Source organism: Streptomyces sp. NPDC001941 (genome assembly GCF_040296945.1).
Taxonomy (GTDB): Bacteria; Actinomycetota; Actinomycetes; order Streptomycetales; family Streptomycetaceae; genus Streptomyces.
The window spans coordinates 1-18,294 of record NZ_JBEOYE010000011.1 but is presented as its reverse complement, the minus strand read 5'-3'; the positions used below and the strand labels follow the sequence as shown (position 1 = coordinate 18,294).

The 18,294-nt window shown below is 73.8% G+C and carries 15 protein-coding genes; 11 read left to right on the top strand and 4 right to left on the bottom strand.

Going from position 1 to position 18,294, the window contains the following annotated elements:
* Nucleotides 1-8 precede the first annotated feature (8 nt).
* The 5 genes from polA to pgfA all read left to right on the top strand — a co-directional run bounded on the left by polA (nt 9) and on the right by pgfA (nt 7,389).
* Entirely contained in the window at nt 9-2,729 is a 2,721-nt protein-coding gene (polA, locus tag ABT160_RS11195) for a DNA polymerase I (RefSeq protein WP_351646321.1), read from the top strand.
* Nucleotides 2,730-2,969: 240 nt separating this feature from the next.
* Complete coding sequence (locus ABT160_RS11190; RefSeq protein WP_351646319.1) at nt 2,970-4,040, top strand: serine hydrolase; 1,071 nt, start codon at nt 2,970-2,972, stop codon at nt 4,038-4,040.
* Nucleotides 4,041-4,320: 280 nt separating this feature from the next.
* Entirely contained in the window at nt 4,321-6,072 is a 1,752-nt protein-coding gene (locus ABT160_RS11185) for a lytic transglycosylase domain-containing protein (RefSeq protein WP_351646317.1), read from the top strand.
* 143 nt (nt 6,073-6,215) lie between these two features.
* Nucleotides 6,216-6,359, top strand: a complete 144-nt coding sequence (locus ABT160_RS11180; protein ID WP_351646315.1) for an SPW_0924 family protein — start codon at nt 6,216-6,218, stop codon at nt 6,357-6,359.
* 34 nt (nt 6,360-6,393) lie between these two features.
* The gene (gene pgfA / locus ABT160_RS11175; RefSeq protein ID WP_351646313.1) at nt 6,394-7,389 is read left to right on the top strand and encodes a cell envelope lipid trafficking protein PgfA; all 996 of its coding nucleotides are present in this window, start codon (nt 6,394-6,396) and stop codon (nt 7,387-7,389) included.
* 190 nt (nt 7,390-7,579) lie between these two features.
* Here the strand turns inward: pgfA and hrpB are convergent, their stop codons facing one another.
* Together hrpB and ABT160_RS11165 are read right to left on the bottom strand one after the other, a co-directional pair.
* A complete protein-coding gene (gene hrpB / locus ABT160_RS11170) occupies nt 7,580-10,078 on the bottom strand; it encodes an ATP-dependent helicase HrpB (RefSeq protein ID WP_502984201.1) in 2,499 nt (832 codons plus the stop codon).
* 49 nt (nt 10,079-10,127) lie between these two features.
* A complete protein-coding gene (locus ABT160_RS11165) occupies nt 10,128-10,973 on the bottom strand; it encodes a class I SAM-dependent methyltransferase (RefSeq protein WP_351646311.1) in 846 nt (281 codons plus the stop codon).
* Nucleotides 10,974-11,326: 353 nt separating this feature from the next.
* On the opposite strand from ABT160_RS11165, the gene rpsA reads away from it, so the two are divergent.
* A complete protein-coding gene (rpsA, locus tag ABT160_RS11160) occupies nt 11,327-12,829 on the top strand; it encodes a 30S ribosomal protein S1 (protein WP_351646310.1) in 1,503 nt (500 codons plus the stop codon).
* 103 nt (nt 12,830-12,932) lie between these two features.
* Here the strand turns inward: rpsA and ABT160_RS11155 are convergent, their stop codons facing one another.
* Nucleotides 12,933-13,889, bottom strand: coding sequence for a right-handed parallel beta-helix repeat-containing protein (locus tag ABT160_RS11155; protein WP_351646505.1), 957 nt, complete (start codon nt 13,887-13,889; stop codon nt 12,933-12,935).
* A gap of 368 nt (nt 13,890-14,257) precedes the next feature.
* Here ABT160_RS11155 and ABT160_RS11150 point away from each other — a divergent pair, with 368 nt between their 5' ends.
* The 3 genes from ABT160_RS11150 (at nt 14,258) to ABT160_RS11140 (ending at nt 16,413) form a co-directional block, all read left to right on the top strand.
* Complete coding sequence (locus tag ABT160_RS11150; protein ID WP_351646308.1) at nt 14,258-15,196, top strand: PAC2 family protein; 939 nt, start codon at nt 14,258-14,260, stop codon at nt 15,194-15,196.
* A 45-nt stretch (nt 15,197-15,241) separates the two neighbouring features.
* On the top strand, nt 15,242-15,844 hold the full coding sequence (coaE, locus tag ABT160_RS11145) for a dephospho-CoA kinase (RefSeq protein WP_351646306.1): 603 nt from the start codon (nt 15,242-15,244) through the stop codon (nt 15,842-15,844).
* Between the two features lie 200 nt (nt 15,845-16,044).
* Nucleotides 16,045-16,413 carry a tetratricopeptide repeat protein gene (locus ABT160_RS11140; RefSeq protein ID WP_351646304.1) on the top strand — a complete coding sequence of 123 codons (369 nt, stop codon included), beginning with the start codon at nt 16,045-16,047 and terminating at the stop codon, nt 16,411-16,413.
* On the opposite strand, the gene ABT160_RS11135 is transcribed toward ABT160_RS11140, so the two are convergent.
* Nucleotides 16,343-16,729 carry a DUF6343 family protein gene (locus ABT160_RS11135; RefSeq protein WP_502984200.1) on the bottom strand — a complete coding sequence of 129 codons (387 nt, stop codon included), beginning with the start codon at nt 16,727-16,729 and terminating at the stop codon, nt 16,343-16,345. The two genes, ABT160_RS11140 and ABT160_RS11135, sit on opposite strands and share 71 nt — an antisense overlap.
* Nucleotides 16,730-16,887: 158 nt before the next feature.
* On the opposite strand from ABT160_RS11135, the gene ABT160_RS11130 reads away from it, so the two are divergent.
* Together ABT160_RS11130 and ABT160_RS11125 are read left to right on the top strand one after the other, a co-directional pair.
* On the top strand, nt 16,888-17,583 hold the full coding sequence (locus ABT160_RS11130) for a class I SAM-dependent methyltransferase (RefSeq protein WP_351646300.1): 696 nt from the start codon (nt 16,888-16,890) through the stop codon (nt 17,581-17,583).
* 139 nt (nt 17,584-17,722) lie between these two features.
* On the top strand, nt 17,723-18,157 hold the full coding sequence (locus tag ABT160_RS11125; protein ID WP_351646298.1) for a DoxX family protein: 435 nt from the start codon (nt 17,723-17,725) through the stop codon (nt 18,155-18,157).
* The last annotated feature ends 137 nt before the right edge of the window (nt 18,158-18,294 follow it).

Sequence of the window (18,294 nt, the reverse complement as noted above, 5' to 3'; positions counted from 1 at the left end):
TCGTCCCCGTGGCCGAGACAGCATCGAAGAAGACCCAGAAGACCCAAGAGAACCGTCCGCGCCTGCTCCTCATGGACGGGCACTCCCTGGCGTACCGGGCGTTCTTCGCGCTGCCCGCGGAGAACTTCACCACCGCGACCGGCCAGCCGACCAACGCCGTGTACGGCTTCGCGTCGATGCTGGCGAACACGCTGCGCGACGAGGCGCCCACGCACCTCGCGGTGGCGTTCGACGTCTCGCGCAAGACCTGGCGCTCCGGCGAGTTCCCGGAGTACAAGGCGAACCGCTCCAAGACCCCCGACGAGTTCAAGGGGCAGGTCGAGCTGATCGGCGAGCTGCTCGACGCGATGAGCGTCGACCGCTTCGCCGTCGACGGCTTCGAGGCCGACGACGTCATCGCCACCCTGGCCACCCAGGCCGAGGCGGCGGGCTTCGAGGTCCTCATCGTCACCGGCGACCGCGACTCCTTCCAGCTGGTCACCGAGCACACCACCGTGCTGTACCCGACCAAGGGCGTCTCGGAGCTCACCCGCTTCACGCCCGAGAAGGTCGAGGAGAAGTACGGGCTCTCCCCGCAGCAGTACCCCGACTTCGCCGCGCTGCGCGGCGACCCGTCCGACAACCTGCCGGGCATCCCGGGCGTCGGCGAGAAGACCGCCGCGAAGTGGATCAACCAGTTCGGTTCGTTCGCCGAGCTGGTCGAGCGTGCCGAGGAGGTCAAGGGCAAGGCCGGGCAGAACTTCCGGGACCACCTGGAGGCCGTCAAGCTCAACCGCCGCCTGACCGAGATGGTCCGCGACGTGGAGCTGGCCAAGGGCGTGGAGCAGCTGGAGCGCGCGCCGTACGACCGCCAGGCCGTCGCCCTGGTCCTGGACACCCTGGAGATCCGCAACCCGTCGCTGCGCGAGCGGCTGCTCGCCGTGGACCCGGGCGCCGCCGAGGAGGAGGCCGCCGCCCCCGCCGCGGGCGTCGAGGTCGACGGCACGGTCCTCGGCTCCGGCGAGCTGGCCCCCTGGCTGGCCGAGCACGGCGGCGCGCCGCTGGGCGTGGCCACCGTCGACAGCTGGGCGCTGGGCACGGGCACCGTCAGCGAGGTCGCCCTGGCCGCCGCCGACGGCGCCGCCGCCTGGTTCGACCCCACCCGGCTCGACGAGGCGGACGAGCAGGCCTTCGCCGCCTGGATCGCCGACCCGGCCCGCCCCAAGGTCCTGCACAACGCCAAGGGCGCCATGCGGGTCTTCCCCGAGCACGGCTGGAGCGTCGACGGCGTCACCATGGACACCGCGCTCGCCGCCTACCTGGTCAAGCCCGGCCGCCGCTCCTTCGCGCTGGACGCGCTGTCCGTGGAGTACCTGGGCCGCGAGCTCGCCCCGGCCGCCCAGGCCGACGGCCAGCTCGCCTTCGGCGCCGACGACACCGCCGAGGCCGACGCCCTGATGACGCAGGCCCGCGCCGTGCTGGACCTGGGCGACGCGTTCGCCGAGCGCCTCACCGAGGTCGGCGCCGCCGAGCTGCTGCACGACATGGAGCTGCCCACCTCCGCGCTGCTCGCCCGCATGGAGCGGTTCGGCATCGCCGCCGACCGCGAGCACCTCCAGGGCATGGAGCAGCAGTTCGCCGGCGCCGTCCAGCAGGCGGTGAAGGAGGCCCACGACTCGGTGGGCCACGAGTTCAACCTCGGCTCGCCCAAGCAGCTCCAGGAGGTCTTCTTCGGCGAGCTGGACCTGCCCAAGACCAAGAAGACCAAGACCGGGTACACCACGGACGCCGACGCGCTGGCCTGGCTGGCCGGGCAGACCGACCACGAGCTGCCGGTCATCATGCTGCGCCACCGCGAGCAGGCCAAGCTGCGCGTCACCGTCGAGGGCCTGATCAAGACGGTCGCCTCCGACGGCCGCATCCACACCACCTTCAACCAGACGGTCGCCGCCACCGGCCGGCTCTCCTCCACCGACCCCAACCTGCAGAACATCCCGGTGCGCACCGACGAGGGCCGGGCCATCCGCCGCGGCTTCGTCGTCGGCGAGGGCTTCGACGCGCTGATGACGGCCGACTACAGCCAGATCGAACTGCGCGTGATGGCCCACCTGTCCGAGGACGAGGGCCTCATCGAGGCGTTCACCTCCGGCGAGGACCTGCACACCACCGTCGCCTCGCAGGTCTTCGGCGTGGAGAAGACGGCCGTCGACGCCGAGATGCGGCGCAAGATCAAGGCCATGTCCTACGGCCTGGCGTACGGCCTGTCCGCGTTCGGCCTCTCCCAGCAGCTCGGCATCGAGGCGGGCGAGGCGCGCGCCCTGATGGACACCTACTTCGAGCGCTTCGGCGGAGTGCGCGACTACCTGCGCCGGGTCGTCGACGAGGCCAGGGCCACCGGGTACACGGAGACCATGTTCGGCCGCCGCCGCTACCTGCCCGACCTCAACAGCGACAACCGCCAGCGCCGCGAGATGGCCGAGCGGATGGCGCTCAACGCCCCGATCCAGGGCACCGCCGCCGACATCGTCAAGGTCGCCATGCTGCGGGTCGACAAGGCGCTCACCGAGGAGGGCCTGGCCTCCCGGATGCTGCTCCAGGTGCACGACGAAATCGTCCTGGAGGTCATCGAGGCCGAGCGCGAGCGCGTCGAGGCACTGGTGCGCCGCGAGATGGGCGCGGCGGTCCGGCTGCGCGCCCCGCTGGACGTCTCGGTGGGCACCGGCGCCGACTGGGAGTCCGCCGCCCACTGACGCCCACCCCCGGCCGGGCCCGCACCCCCGGGACCGTACGACAGGAGACGTCGTACGGTCCCGGGGCGCGGACCCGGCCGTACGCGTCCGCACCCAGTACCCCGGCACCGGACGCCGCACGGGCGTGGCGTCCCGCCCCGGCCTTACGGGTCCGCACCCGGCGCCCCGCACCCGGCCGTGCTTGCGCCAGGTGGCCCACGCCTGGGTGCCGCGTGCGCCGCGCTCCCCAGACTGGGACGCATGCCAACGTTCACGCGCAGCCCCCGGCCGCGCGGCTGGGCCGTCTGGGCCACCACCGGAGCCCTGCTCGCCGCCCCCGCCGCCACCGCCCGGGCCGACGACGCGCCCGCCAAGGCCCCCGCCGCGTGCACCGCCAAGGGCGACCCGGCCCTGGCCAAGCGGCTGTCCCAGGAGCTCGCCGCCGCCCTCAGGGGCCGCCGGTCCACGGTCTCCGTCGCCGTCCACGACCCCCGCAGGGGCCTGCGCTGCCGCATCGCCGACGACCGCTACTACGACGCGGCCAGCACCGCCAAGATCCTCATCATGGAAGCGGCGCTGCGGCGCGCCCAGCAGGACCGGCGCGAACCCACCCCGTACGAGAAGAAGCTCCTCAAGGCGATGATCACCCGCTCGGACAACGAGGCGGCCTCCGCGCTGTGGTGGAACATGTCCCGCGACCGCTTCCGCACCGTCCTCAGCCTGGCCGGGGCGAACGACACGATCCTCGGCTACAGCCGCTACTGGGGCCTGACCCGCACCACCGCCCGCGACCAGCTGAAGATCCTCTCCGCCGCGGCCCGCCGCCCGTACGCGATGCGGCTGATGAGCGAGACCCTGCGCGGCCAGTCCTGGGGCGTGTCCGCGGGCGCGCCCCGCGGGGTCACCACGCACCTGAAGAACGGCTGGCTCGCGCGGTCCACGCACGGCTGGCGGGTGCACAGCGTCGGCACGTTCACCGGCGGCCGGTCCCGCTACTCCATGGCGCTGCTCAGCCACGACAACCCGTCCATGAAGTACGGCGTCGACACCCTGGAGCGGATCGCCCGCGCCGTGCACCGGGCCCTGGGCGACAGCCGCGCCACCGGCCGCGACCTCCAGCCCGGCGCCGCCATCGACACGAGCCCCGACGGCAGCGGTCCCTACGAGGACCCGGCGGCCCCCGCCCCCGAGCGCGCCCCGGAACCGGAGACCGAGGGCCTGCCCAGGGACCCCGACTCCCCGGCCCGGGCCCGCACGGCGGCCCCGGAACCGAGCACCACCCTCCAGAACCGGTCATTCCGCGGCGGCGCGGACCGGCCACCGCGCCCCTGACGGCACGTCGCCCCGCGCACCCGCCCCCGCCTGCGGGCCCGCCCCGGGCGCCGGTGCGCGACACCGGCGCCCGGGGCGGCGCGCACCCGGTCCGCACCCCGTCCGCGGCACCGTCCGACCGGTGCGCGGTGTCCGAATGACGGGGCACCGAGAGGTGACGAAAACGTGAAAGCGCGGATATCGGGCAGAGGCCGGTGTCCCGGCGCCGGGCGGTGACGTAGGGTCTCATGAGTCACGCGCGGGGGAGCGCGTTCGCCGCCGACGGGGAGGGACCACACACATGGCAGCGCAATTCGGCCGCCGACTGCGCAGAGGAGCGACGACGGCCACCGTCGCCGCCGCGGCCGTGGCCGCACTCTCCGCCTCCCAGGCACCCGGGGCCACCCCGCCGATACCCGGCGCGGCCGGCGGCAGCGACCAGGCGGCGTCCGACTCCGCCACCCCGCAGCCTGGCTCGGCCACCGGCAACTCCCCGTACTACACGGACCTCCCGCCGCTGAACTCGCCGAACAAGCCCGACCCCACCCCCGCGGCCCCCGTCGTCACCGGCCCCGCCGAAGCCGGCATACCCGCGACCGTCCTCGCCGCCTACCAGCGCGCCGAGGCGACCCAGCGGACCAACGACCCCGGCTGCAACCTCCCCTGGCAGCTCCTCGCGGGCATCGGCAAGGTCGAGTCCGGGCAGGCCAACGGCGGCGCGGTCAGCGCGGACGGCACCACGACCACCCCGATCCTCGGCCCCGTCCTCAACGGCTCGGGCTTCGCCAACATCTCGGACACCGACGGCGGCGCCTACGACGGGGACACCACGCACGACCGGGCCGTCGGCCCGATGCAGTTCATCCCCTCCACCTGGGAGACCTGGGGCCGCGACGCCAACGGCGACGGCCGCCGCGACCCGAACAACATCTACGACGCCGCCCAGGCCGCGGCCGAGTACCTGTGCGCGGGCAACCGCAACCTCAGCGTCCAGTCCGACGTCGACCGCGCCATCCTGAGCTACAACCACTCCGGCGAGTACCTGCGCACGGTCATGCAGTGGTTCGACTACTACCGCCAGGGCACCCACCAGGTCCCGGACGGCAGCGGCGTGCAGCCGGGCGGCCGCAGCGACAACCCGGTGACGCTCCCGACGCCGACCCCGGTGCCCACGCCGACCCCGAAGCCCCCGTCGCCCCGGCCGACGCCGCCGCCCACCAAGCCCCCCACGCCGCCGACCAAGCCCCCCACGCCCAAGCCCACGCCGGCCCAGCAGGTCGACCGGCTCAAGGACGCGGGCCAGAAGCTCACCGCCACCGCGGGCGGCGACTTCGCCGGGCGCGCCAAGGCCGTCGCCCTGGACGCCAAGGGCAAGCCGGTGGCGAAGGTCCAGGTCAAGTTCGAGATCGTCGGCGACACCGACAGCCGCTTCGCCGGCGGCGCGACCAGCGCCACCGTGACCACCGGAGCCGACGGCGCCGCGAGCGCCCCGGCGCTGAAGGCGGGCGAGAAGACCGGCTTCTTCACCGTGCGCGCCTCCGTCGTCGGCAAGGCCGCCGTGCCCGGCCTCGGCGTCACCGCGACCGTCTCGCCGCGCCAGGCCGACCTGCTGGCCCGTACCGACTCCAAGGCCCTGACCGCCGTGGCGAACGCCGAGTTCGCCGACGCCGTCGAGGTCAAGGCCACCCTCAAGGGCGCCGTGGCGTCCGGGGTCGCCGCCACCGCGACCTTCGTCACGGCCGCCGAGGCCAAGGCGGACGGCGCGGCCGGCGCCGACGCGGAGCCGAAGGCCAACGACAAGGGCCCCTACTTCAAGGACGACAAGGGCAACCCGGTCCGCACCCTGGACGGCCTGAAGACGGACGCCAACGGCCTGCTCAAGCTGCCGAAGATCTACGCGGACGGCGAGACCGGCACGTTCCTGCTGCGCCTGACCACCACCGGTGGCGCGGTGCTCACCATCGAGCTGAAGGTGACCGCCCCGGCGGCCACCCCGGGGCCGACCTCCTCCCCGAGCGCGTCCCCGAGCGCCAGCGGCTCCCCGGCCGCCTGAGCCGGCCGAGCACTCCGAAGGCGCCCCTCCGCAGACGCGGAGGGGCGCCTTCGCTTTTCCCGCCGCGGTGTTCTCATCTCGCGCCCGCGTTGCTACGGTGCCCCGACCTGACGCCACATCAGATCCCGTACGGGGAGGCCGACATGCGCGCCCTGATCGCCGCCGCACTGGGGCTCGCCCCGGTCCTGCTGATCATGCTGCTGCTCGCCGTGGTGGACGTGGCGCCCGAGGGCCAGACCTCGCCCAAGCCGCTGCTGACCACCGTGCCCGCGGGCCCCGGCAAGTAGACCCGCGGGCCCGGGGAACCAGAAAGGCCGCGCCGTGCGCCGCAAAGCCAGCCTCGTCCTGCTCGCCTTCGCCGTCTTCTTCGCCGCCATGGCCCCGATGCTGCGCTGGTACGCCTTCCCGCGCCTGGCCAAGGTGCCGCCCAGCCAGTACCAGGACATGGTCCTTGAGGCGAAGCCGGCCACTCTGCTCGACTACAACGACAACATGAAGGTCAAGCAGGTCCCCAAGGTCACCGTCGTGCAGACCCTCAAGGGCAACGTGGAGGAGTCCCGCAGGATCGAGCGCACCGCGGGCCGCGACGTCGTCGTCTGGGACGCCCTCGCCTACATCGTCGACGACAAGGGCCGCATGGTCTCCCGGCTGCCCGAGCGCTACATCTTCGACGCCCACACCCAGGACCCGGTGCACGCCACCGGCGAGATGGTCGACGGCGACCCGGTGCGGCGCGGCGGCATCGAGTTCAAGTGGCCGTTCCTGGTCGAAAAGCGGGACTACCAGTACTTCGACGCCCAGGCCCGCACCACCGCCCCCATCCACTACGAGGGCACCCGCACCTTCCGCGGCCTGGAGGTCTACTACTTCGAGCAGACCATCCCCTGGACCAAGGTCCCGATGCCCAAGACGATGCCCATCCCGGGCGTCACCCCGGACGTCATCGCCAAGAGCGGCATGGAGCGCTGGTACACCACCAAGCGCATGTACTGGGTCGACCCCGTCACCGGGGCGCCGGTCAACGGCGAGGAGATCCACAAGGAGGAGCTGCGCAACGCCTCGAAGATGGGGCTGCCGCAGGACACCATGACGGTCTTCGCCGGGCACGTGAAGATCCGCGAGGACTACCTCCAGCACACCGTCGACCTGGTGAAGTCGCAGCGGCTGCAGGTGCTGCTGATGGTCTCCTACCTGCCGTGGACGTTCGCCGTCCTCGCCGTGCTCCTGCTGGCCCTCGCGCTCTGGCTCGAAGCCCGCTCCCGCCGCCCCCAGGACCCCCCACGCCCGGTCCCGGAACCGACACCGGCCGCGGTGTGACCTTTTGTGATCTTCCTGGTCGACGGCTGATGGCGGTCATCGGTCAGCCGTCATCGGTCATCGGCCCGCCGTCAGCCGTCAGCCGTCAGCCGTCAGCCGTCAGCCGTCATCTGAAATCTGTCAGCTGTCCGGTGTCAGCTGTCAGCTGTCAGCTGTCCGGTGTCGTCTGTCGGGTGTCATCTGAAATCCGTCAGCCCCGCTCCCGCAGCCGCGCATTGGTCAGTCGGGTCGCCTCCGCCCCCACCGGGTCCTCCGGCCACGGGTGCTTCGGATAGCGCCCGCGCAGCTCCGCCCGCACCGCGCGGTAGCCGTCGCGCCAGAACGATGCCAGGTCCGCGGTCACCGCCGCGGGCCGCCCCGCGGGCGACAGCAGGTGCACCAGCACCGGCACTCCCGCCACCCGGGGCGTCTCGGCCAGGCCGAACAGCTCCTGCAACTTCACCGCCAGTACGGGCTGTTCGCCGCCGTAGTCGACGCGCACCCGCGAGCCGCTCGGGACCTGGAGGCGCTCCGGCGCCAGCTCGTCCAGGCGCGCCGCCTCACCCGTCGCCCACGGCAGCAGCCGCCGCAGCGCCTGCCCCGCGTCCAGCCGGCCCAGGTCGCCCCCGCGCCGGGCCCGCGACAGCTCTGGCTCCAGCCAGTCCCCGGCCCGCTCCAGCAGCGCCGCGTCCGACACGTCCGGCCAGGCCCCGCCCACGCGCCGGTGCAGGAAGGCGAGCCGGGCCCGCAGCGCCCGCGCGTCGTCCGACCAGCGCAGCAGCCCGAGCCCCGAGGCCCGCAGTCCGTCCAGCAGGGCCTGTCGTACGAGGGCGGGGTCGGGGTCCTTCAGCGGCCGCACCGTCCACGGCACGGCCCCGAACCGGTCCACCTCGCGGGCGACCACCTCGCCGTCCCAGGCGACCTCCGCCACGGTCCGCCGCAGGTGCGCGGCGGCCACCTTCACGGCGTCCTCGTCCAGCACCGCCGCCAGCCGCACCCGGGCCGACGCGGAGTGCGCCGGACGGTCGGCGACCGCGACGGCCAGCCAGGGCGCGCTCCGCAGCCGCGACTGCCCGCCCAGCTCGGCCCGGGTCCCGGACACCATGAGGTACTGCCCCTCGCCCTGCGCGGCGGCCACCCGTTCGGGGAAGGCCAGCGCCGCCACCAGGCCGGCGGCGGCGTCGTCGCCCCCGCCCGGGGGAGTGGTGGCCGACTTCCGGCCCCCCAGGCCCCGCTCCAGGCGCCGGGCCTCCGCCCGCCAGCGGGCCGCGTAGGCGTCGCCGCCCCGCCGGGCCGTCCGCCAGGCCGCCGCCAGGTCGTCGCCGTACTCGCGCGGCGGCTCCTCGCTCAGCAGCGCCACCACCTCCGCGGCCCGGCCCGCGCCCACCCGGGGCGCCCCGTCGAGCAGCGCCCGGGCCAGCCGCGGGTGCACCCCGAGCCGTGACATCCGTACGCCCCGGTCGGTCGCGCGCCCCCGCTCGTCGACGGCGCCCACCGCGGCGAGGACCTCGCGCGCGGCGGCCATCGCCCCGGCCGGGGGAGCGTCGAGCAGCGCCAGGCCCGCCGCGTCCGGGTCGCCCCAGCAGGCCGCCTGGAGCGCGAACGCCGTCAGGTCGGCCAGCTGGATCTCCGGCGCCGGGAAGCGCGGCAGCCGGGCGTCCTCGGCCTGCTCCCAGCAGCGGTACACCGCGCCGGGGGCCTCGCGCCCGGCCCGGCCCGCGCGCTGGCGGGACGCCGCGCGGGACGCCCGTACGGTCGTCAGGGCGCTCAGGCCCCGGGCGTGGTCCACGCGCGGCTCGCGCGCCAGGCCCGCGTCCACCACCACCCGTACGCCCGGAACGGTCAGCGAGGACTCCGCCACCGCCGTGGCGAGCACCACCCGGCGCCGGGTCCCGGGGGAGAGGACCGCGTCCTGCTGCGCGGCCGGGGCCCGGCCGTGCACCTGGAGCACCTCCACCCCGCCCAGGTCGCCCAGCTGCCCCGCCACGCGCGCGATCTCGCCCACGCCCGGCAGGAAGCACAGCACGTCGCCCTCGCGCTCGGCCAGCGCCCTGCGCACCACCGACGCCACGTGGGTGAGCAGCGCCGGGTCCACCCGCATGCCGTGCGGCGGGCGCACCGGGCGGGCGGGCGGCGCCCACACCACCTCCACCGGGTGCGCCGTCCCGTGCGCCTCGACCACCGGGGCGCCGCCGAGCAGCCGGGCCCAGCCCTCCGCGTCCGTCGTCGCCGACGCGGCCACCAGCTTCAACTCCGGCCGCAGCGCCGCCCGCACGTCGAGCACGAAGGCCGCGACCGTGTCCGCGTCCAGGTGCCGCTCATGGCACTCGTCGAGCACCACCACGTCGGCCCCCGCCAACTCCTGGTCGCGCTGGAGGCGTTGCAGCAGCACCCCGGTGGTGACCACCTCGACCACGGTGTCCGGGCCGACCACGCGCTCGCCACGCACCGTGTAGCCGACCCGGCCGCCGGGTTCCTCGCCCAGCAGCCACGCCATCCGCCGGGCCGCCGCGCGCGCCGCGATCCGGCGCGGCTCGGCCACCACGACCCGGGCGCCGCGCGCGGCGAGGGCCAGCGGCACCAGCGTCGTCTTGCCGGTGCCCGGCGGCGCGCACAGCACGGCCGCGCCGTGCCCGTCCAGCGCCGCCTCCAGGGCGGGCAGCGCCTCGCGCACCGGCAGCGCAAGGCCCTCGGGGCGCACGTCCCTCACCGGGTCACCCTCCGTCCCGTCCGTTCCAGTGGTCCCCGCGCGCGCGTGCTCACGCGCGCTCGCACACGAAGATCGCGGTGCCCGGGATCAGGTTGCCGCGCAGCGGGGACCAGCCGCCCCACTCCTGGGCGTTCCAGGACGGCCACTCCGGCTCCACCAGGTCCACCAGGCGGAAGCCGCCCGCGACGACGTCCCGCACCCGGTCGCCCAGGGTGCGGTGGTGCTCGACGTACACGGCCTCGCCGCTCTCGTCCTGTTCCACGTACGGGGTGCGGTCGAAGTAGGAGGCGGACACGCTGAGCCCCTCCGGGCCCGGCTCGTCGGGGAACGCCCAGCGGATCGGGTGGCTCACCGAGAACACCCACCGCCCGCCGGGCCGCAGCACCCGGCGCACCTCGCGGAACACCTTCACCGGGTCGGCGACGAAGGGCACCGCCCCGTACGCCGAGCACGCCAGGTCGAAGGAGCCGTCGGCGAACGGCAGCGCCCCGGCGTCCGCCTCCACCAGCGCCACCGCCCCCACCTCCTCGCCGATCCGCAGGGCGTGCTGGAGCTGGCGGTGCGAGAGGTCGAGGGCCACCGGGCGGGCGCCCCGCCCGGCCAGCCAGCGCGAGCACTGCGCGGCCCCGGCCCCGATCTCCAGGACGTCCAGGCCCGCCACCTCCCCCAGCAGTCCCGCGTCGGCCTCGTCGAGCCCCTCGGGGCCCCACACGAACCGGTCGTCGCCCAGGAAGGCCCCGTGCTCGTCCTGGTACTCGTCGGCGTTGCCGTCCCACCAGGACCGGCTGGCGCGGCTGCTCTCCGCGTCCCCGGCGTCACGCCGCGTCGCCTCCGGCTCGAAAGCCCCGCCGGGCCCGTCTTCCCCTGCGCCGTACTCTTGGTTGATCTCGCCCATGGATGTAGTTTGCGCTCAGTGACGGCGCGGGCGTGACCGGGGAGTCCTGCGGGGCCATCCCGGCCTTGTCCGACACGAGTTGTGCCGGGTATGAGGCGATCCGCCCCGGGTGTGCGCCTTCGCGCATTGACCGTGTCCGGCCGTCCCCGTATGCTAAAGGTTGCGCTGCGAGCCTGCGCACCTCAGACCGAGCAGGCGCGCGAGCATCTGTTGTATGTCCCCTCGGTTCTCGAGGCGCCACCGGACTCCCCGGATCGGCGCTTCCTTGGCTGTCCGGCTTCTGCAGAGGCGATACGGGCTCACGGCGTAGCAGTACCTACGACTTCAATGTCCGTACCGGAGCCCTTTCCCACATGACGAGCAGCACCGAGACCACCGCCACCACTCCGCAGGTTGCGGTCAACGACATCGGTAACGAGGAAGCCTTCCTCGCCGCGATCGACGAGACGATCAAGTACTTCAACGACGGCGACATCGTCGACGGCGTCATCGTGAAGGTCGACCGGGACGAGGTCCTGCTCGACATCGGTTACAAGACCGAAGGTGTCATCCCGAGCCGCGAGCTCTCGATCAAGCACGACGTCGACCCGAACGAGGTCGTCAAGGTCGGCGACGAGATCGAGGCCCTGGTCCTTCAGAAGGAGGACAAGGAAGGCCGCCTGATCCTCTCGAAGAAGCGCGCCCAGTACGAGCGTGCCTGGGGCACCATCGAGAAGATCAAGGAAGAGGACGGCATCGTCACCGGCACCGTCATCGAGGTTGTCAAGGGTGGTCTCATCCTCGACATCGGCCTCCGTGGCTTCCTGCCGGCCTCCCTCGTCGAGATGCGCCGTGTCCGCGACCTCCAGCCCTACGTGGGCAAGGAGCTCGAGGCGAAGATCATCGAGCTGGACAAGAACCGCAACAACGTGGTCCTGTCCCGCCGCGCCTGGCTCGAGCAGACCCAGTCCGAGGTTCGCCAGACGTTCCTCACCACCCTGCAGAAGGGTCAGGTCCGCTCCGGCGTCGTCTCCTCGATCGTCAACTTCGGTGCCTTCGTGGACCTGGGTGGCGTCGACGGTCTCGTGCACGTCTCCGAGCTGTCCTGGAAGCACATCGACCACCCGTCCGAGGTCGTCGAGGTCGGTCAGGAAGTCACCGTCGAGGTCCTCGACGTGGACATGGACCGCGAGCGCGTCTCCCTGTCGCTGAAGGCGACCCAGGAAGACCCGTGGCAGCAGTTCGCCCGCACGCACCAGATCGGCCAGGTCGTCCCCGGCAAGGTCACGAAGCTGGTTCCGTTCGGTGCGTTCGTCCGCGTGGACGAGGGCATCGAGGGTCTGGTCCACATCTCCGAGCTGGCCGAGCGCCACGTGGAGATCCCGGAGCAGGTCGTCCAGGTCAACGACGAGATCTTCGTCAAGGTCATCGACATCGACCTCGAGCGTCGCCGGATCTCGCTGTCCCTGAAGCAGGCCAACGAGTCCTTCGGTGCCGACCCGGCGTCGGTCGAGTTCGACCCGACCCTGTACGGCATGGCCGCGTCCTACGACGACCAGGGCAACTACATCTACCCCGAGGGCTTCGACCCCGAGACCAACGACTGGCTCGAGGGCTACGAGACCCAGCGCGAGGCGTGGGAGGGTCAGTACGCCGAGGCGCAGTCGCGCTTCGAGCAGCACCAGGCCCAGGTCATCAAGTCCCGCGAGGCCGACGAGGCCGCCGCTGCCGAGGGTGGCACCGCCGCTCCGGCCGGCGCCCCGGCGGGCGTCTCGGGCGGTTCGTACTCCTCGGAGTCGGACGACAACTCCGGCGCCCTGGCGTCGGACGAGGCCCTCGCCGCCCTGCGCGAGAAGCTGGCCGGCGGCCAGAGCTGACGCTCTGACCTCCAGTCGCTGAACGGCTGAGACAAGGCCCGCTCCCCTCGGGGGGAGCGGGCCTTCGTCGTACGCGGTCCGGGCCCCGGGCGGGGCCTGGGTGTCAGGGTGTGACGGGGACGTTGGTCAGGCCCCGGCCGCCGGTGACCGTGTTGGACGCGTAGACCGTGGTGCGGCAACTCGCGCTCTGGTTCGTCACGTTCACCGCCAGCTGCTTGTCCCCGGTCGCGCCGCGCAGGTCGGACTTGTTGGCGCGGAAGACCGTGCCGCAGCCCCAGCCGCTCTGCACGCCGTGCGTCTCGAAGCCGTTGTTCGTGGTGTTCGTGCCGGTGTTGCCCTCCACCAGGACGTCGTTGCCCTTCACGTCCACCCAGGAGTCGTCGAAGTTGGCGCCCGTCAGGCCGCGCCCGTCGAAGGTGTTGCCGACGATCCTGGCGCCGGTGGTGCCCTCCTTGATGTCGACGCTCTCGCCGCCGACGTCCGGGCCGATGGTGTTGTTCAGGACCTGCGCGTTGTCGCTGCGGTCGCTGGTGCCGCCCGCCGAGCCCACGTACACGCCCTCGCCCATGCCCCGGCCGTCGTTCCCCGTGTCGTAGATCCGGGAGTTACGGATGATGCCGTTGCGGCTGGAGTTGCGGAAGTGGACGCCCTCCATGTCCAGGCCGTGCACGGTGACCGAGTCGATCACCACGCCGTCGGCCGCGTCGGTCATGATCCCCTTCTGGCCGCCGGTGACCGTGACGCCCTGGACGGTCCAGTAGGAGGCGCCGTTGAGGTGCAGCCCGTAGCCGCCGCCCGCCGTGAGCACCGCCCGCGCGGAGCCGGTGAGGGTGATCCGGGCGGCGGCGGTGCCGGGGGTGGTCGCCTTGAAGTTCCCGGTGTACGTGCCGTCGGCGAGCCGGATCGTGTCGCCCGGGCGGGCCGTGCCCAGCGCGGACTTCAGCTGGGCGGCCGTGGTCACGTCGATGACCGTGGCGGCCTGTGCGGGAGGGGCGAGGAGCAGCCCGGTGGCGAGGGCGGCGGCCGTGAGCAGGGCGGGCGCGAGCCGGGACGAGCGCATGGGGCGCATGGGAGCGTCCTTCCGTGGGGTCCGGTGGTGCCGAGGGGGCGGTGGTGCCGGGGGCCGTGGTGCCGAGGCGGTCGGTGGCGCTGAGGAGTTCAATTCCCTTACGTGGACAGCGATCGGGTATGTGAACGCACTGCCGAGTGACGGTAGGGAGGCGACGGGGCCGCGTCAAGGTCCGTACCAAAGTCCGTACGCCCGGCGGCGGTTCGCGCGAGCGGCGCGGTCCGGCGGGCGCGAACGCTGAAGTGCGGCTCGAGCCCCCTCTGAGAACCTCCTGAGAAGCCGGTGAGAAGGGCCCGGTACGGGAATGCCCGCGCCCCGACCGGCGTTCTTGCGTACGAACACGAGGAGGAGCGGTAATCGTGCTTGATCCGCAGGGTTTGTACGAATGGGAGCCGAAGGGGCTCGCGGTCGTCGACATGGCGCTCGCACAGGAGTCGGCCGGACTGGTCATGCTCTACCACTTCGACGGATACATCGACGCGGGGGAGGCCGGCGACCAGATCGTCACGAACCTGCTGGAGACGCTGCCGCACCAGGTGGTGGCCCGCTTCGACCACGACCGGCTCGTCGACTACCGGGCCCGCCGCCCGCTGCTGACGTTCCGCCGCGACCGCTGGGCGGGGTACGAGACGCCGGCCCTGGAGGTCCGCCTCGTCCAGGACGCCACCGGCGCGCCGTTCCTGCTGCTGTCCGGACCCGAGCCGGACGTGGAGTGGGAGCGCTTCGCCGCCGCCGTCCGCCAGGTCGTGGAGCGGCTGGGCGTGCGCCTCGCGGTCAACTTCCACGGCATCCCGATGGGCGTCCCGCACACCCGCCCCGTCGGCCTGACCCCGCACGGCAACCGCACCGACCTGATGCCCGGCCACACCAGCCCCTTCGACGAGGCGCAGGTCCCGGGGAGCGCCGAGTCCCTCGTCGAGTACCGCCTGATGGAGGCGGGGCACGACGTGCTGGGCGTCGCCGCGCACGTCCCGCACTACGTGGCCCGCTCCTCCTACCCCGACGCCGCGCTCACCGCGCTGGAGGCGATCACCGCCGCCACCGGCCTGGTCCTGCCGGGCGTCGCCCACGCGCTGCGCACCCAGGCCCAGCGCACCCAGACCGAGATCGAGCGCCAGATCGGCGAGGGCGACGAGGAACTGGTCTCGCTGGTCCAGGGCCTGGAGCACCAGTACGACGCGATGGCCGGGGCGGAGACGCGCCAGAGCCTGGTCGCCGAGCCGGTGGACCTGCCGTCGGCGGACGAGATCGGCCGCGAGTTCGAGCGCTTCCTCGCCGAGCGCGAGGGCGACGCCTGAGGGCCGCCCCGTGCCCGTCCGCGGACAGGCCCTAAGCTTCGGGCCATGCTGAAGGTGGGCCTGACCGGCGGGATCGGCGCCGGCAAGAGTGAGGTGTCACGGCTGCTCGTCTCGTACGGGGCCGTGCTGATCGACTCCGACCGGATCGCGCGCGAGGTGGTCGAGCCCGGTACGCCGGGGCTCGCGGCCGTCGTCGAGGCCTTCGGGCCCGGCGTGCTGACCGGACAGGGCACGCTGGACCGGCCGAAGCTCGGCTCCATCGTGTTCGCCGACCCCGGGCGCCTGGCCGTGCTCAACGGCATCGTCCACCCACTGGTGGGGGCCCGCTCGGCCGAGCTGGAGGCTGCCGCGGGACCGGACGACGTGGTGGTGCACGACGTACCGCTGCTCACCGAGAACGGGCTCGCCCCGGTGTACGACCTGGTGGTCGTGGTGGACGCGTCCCCCGAGACGCAGCTGGACCGGCTGGTGCGGCTGCGCGGCATGAGCGAGTCCGACGCGCGGGCCCGGATGGCGGCCCAGGCCACCCGCGAGCAGCGCCGGGCCGTCGCCGACCTGCTGATCGACAACGACGGGCCGCTGGAGGCCCTGGAGCCGCAGGTGCGCGAGGTCTGGGAGCGGCTGACCGAGCGCGCGGCCCGGGCCTGACGACGCACCGGGCCGGCGCGCGGACCCTCCCCGCGCGCCGGCCCGCTCCGTACTGCCGTCCCGTACCGCCCCTCCGTACTGCCTGCCCCTCCGGGCCGTCCCTCCGTACCGCCCCTTCGTGCTGCCGTCCCGTACCGCCCAGGGAATATCGGGCCGCCGCGCCGGTGTTGAGGCGCGAGAGCAAGGGGAAGGATGCGACCGTGCCCGAGAGCAACCCGGAGACCCACGTCATCGACTTCCGCGCCGCGGAGCAGCTGCTGGCGGCCCGCGACCCGCGCGGCGCGGTCAAGCTCCTCGACTCGGTGATCGCCGCCCACCCCGAGAACACGGCGGCCCGGCTGCTGCGCGCCCGCGCGTTCTTCGCCGCCGCCCAGCTGCGCCCCGCGGAGCTGGAGTTCGAGCTCGTCCTGGAGCGCGAGCCGGACAACGCGTTCGCGCACTTCGCGCTCGCCCGCACCTTCGAGCGGCTCAACCACCCCGAGCGCGCCAAGAAGCACTTCAGGCTCGCGGCGGCCCTGGACCCCAAGCCCGAGTACCTGGCGGCGGCCCGCTTCGAGGACGGCGCCTGACCGGATCCGGCGCGACCGGTTCGTACGGAGGGACGTCACGGCCCGGCTGGTAGTGCGGGCCCCGGCGCACGTGCCGCGCGACCACGCACAGGTCCACGGCCGTCACCACGAGCAGCACCCCGCAGGCCACCGCCCAGCCCGTGCGCCCGGCCAGGGCGAACGCGACCGTGCCCGCGACGGCCCACAGCAGCCCCCACAGGGCCAGCCAGAACCGCAGCCGCAGCGCACTGCGCGCGGTCACGGGCTCACTGCCGGTGCGCACGGCCCTCACCTCCCGCGGCGGGACCCCTCGGGGTCGTCGGCCCCCTCCCTCCATGGTGCACCCGGCCCTCCACGGTGCACCCGGTTCCGCCGGACGCACCCGGCCCGCAACGGTGCGCCCGTCCGGTGCCCCCGCCCGTTGCCCCCGTCCGGCGGGGAACGTTCCGCCGTCCGTCCGCCGTTGGGCGGGGCATGAGCGGACAGAGCGGAAGCATGCGTGAGGGGCACCAGGGGACCGGTCCGGGCGCGATCACCCCGGACGGCTGCGCGGTCGAGCTCTACGAGCGGCTGACCGCGGGCGAGGAGCCCCAGGTGGTGGCGGGCGCCGTACCGGCCGGGGCGCGGCTGCTCGAACTGGGCTGCGGCGCGGGCCGGGTGACCGGGCCGCTGGCCGAACGGGGCTTCGTGGTCACGGCCGTCGACGAGTCGGAGGAGATGCTGGAGAAGGTGCGCGCCCGGGTGCCGGGAGTGCGCACCGTGCGCGGCGCCATCGAGGGGCTCGACCTGGGCGAGCGGTTCGACGCCGTGGTGCTCGGCTCCTTCCTGGTGCACACCGCCGGAGCGGAGCTGAGGGCGGCCCTGCTGGAGACCTGCCGACGCCACGTCACCGACGACGGCTGCGTGCTGATCCAGCGCGAGGGCGCGGACTGGCACACCGCCCTGCCGCGCGTCCGCCACGACCCGGCGGGCTGCACGGTGACGATCGTGTCGGCGCGACCGGTCGGCGACGGGGTCAACTCGGTGCTCGCGCGGTACGAGTTCCCCGACGCCGAGTGGACGCAGACCTTCCTGTCGCGCCCCCTGACGGTCGCCCAGTTCGAGCGGCACCTCGACGAGGCGGGCCTCGCCGTCGACGCGTACCTGACGGACGACGGGACGTGGGTGAGGGCCGTGCCGAAGTGGGTCTGAGCCGGGGCCCGCGCGCGGAACCCGGTCGTGACCGCGCGGAATCCGGTCGTGAACACCGCGCCGGGGGCGATGAGTTCCGTACGCCCCCGCGGTCTACCTCCCTGAAAGCACCGAGGAGCACCGACCCCAGGAGCGCACCGTGACCGCCACCGTCCCCACCGCCGCCCCGTCCACCGCCACCCGCGTCCCCGGCCGCCGCGCGCACCGCGCCGTCTGGGCGCTGCAGATCCTGCTCGCCCTGTTCTTCGCGGTCGCCAGCGCCGGGCCCAAGCTGGTGGGGCACGCGTCGGCCGCGGAGTCCTTCGACAAGATCGGCTTCGGTGACTGGTTCATGTACCTGACGGGCTCCCTGGAGCTGGCCGGGGCGATCGCCCTGGTGGTGCCGGTCCTGTCCGGCGTCTCCGCGCTCGCGCTGATCGGCCTGATGGGCGGCGCGCTGATCACCCAGCTGACCGTCTTCGACGGGGAGAACGCCCTGACCCCGGTCGTCTTCGCGGTGCTGCTCGCCGTCGTCGCCCGGGTCCGCCGCGACCGCACCGCCCAGCTGTTCGCCCTGCTCCGCGGGCGGGTCTGAGCCCGCCGACGCGATGCGGACCTCCCGCACCCGCCCGCCGCGCCCCGCACCCGGGGCGCGGCACCGGCGCGTGGCGCCGCGGGGGAGCGGGGCGGGCGGATGACCCGGACGGCGCGCGGGCGGGTCGGTCCCCTGCG

Excerpts from the sequence above, each read along its gene's own strand:
- ABT160_RS11155 (WP_351646505.1), bottom strand. The coding sequence starts at position 13,889 with ATGCGCTCGTCCCGGCTCGCGCCCGCCCTGCTCACGGCCGCCGCCCTC.
- ABT160_RS11130 (WP_351646300.1), top strand. The coding sequence starts at position 16,888 with ATGCGTGAGGGGCACCAGGGGACCGGTCCGGGCGCGATCACCCCGGAC.
- ABT160_RS11190 (WP_351646319.1), top strand. The coding sequence starts at position 2,970 with ATGCCAACGTTCACGCGCAGCCCCCGGCCGCGCGGCTGGGCCGTCTGG.
- rpsA (WP_351646310.1), top strand. The coding sequence starts at position 11,327 with ATGACGAGCAGCACCGAGACCACCGCCACCACTCCGCAGGTTGCGGTC.
- coaE (WP_351646306.1), top strand. The coding sequence starts at position 15,242 with ATGCTGAAGGTGGGCCTGACCGGCGGGATCGGCGCCGGCAAGAGTGAG.
- ABT160_RS11180 (WP_351646315.1), top strand. The coding sequence starts at position 6,216 with ATGCGCGCCCTGATCGCCGCCGCACTGGGGCTCGCCCCGGTCCTGCTG.
- ABT160_RS11185 (WP_351646317.1), top strand. The coding sequence starts at position 4,321 with ATGGCAGCGCAATTCGGCCGCCGACTGCGCAGAGGAGCGACGACGGCC.
- ABT160_RS11165 (WP_351646311.1), bottom strand. The coding sequence starts at position 10,973 with ATGGGCGAGATCAACCAAGAGTACGGCGCAGGGGAAGACGGGCCCGGC.
- ABT160_RS11135 (WP_502984200.1), bottom strand. The coding sequence starts at position 16,729 with ATGGAGGGAGGGGGCCGACGACCCCGAGGGGTCCCGCCGCGGGAGGTG.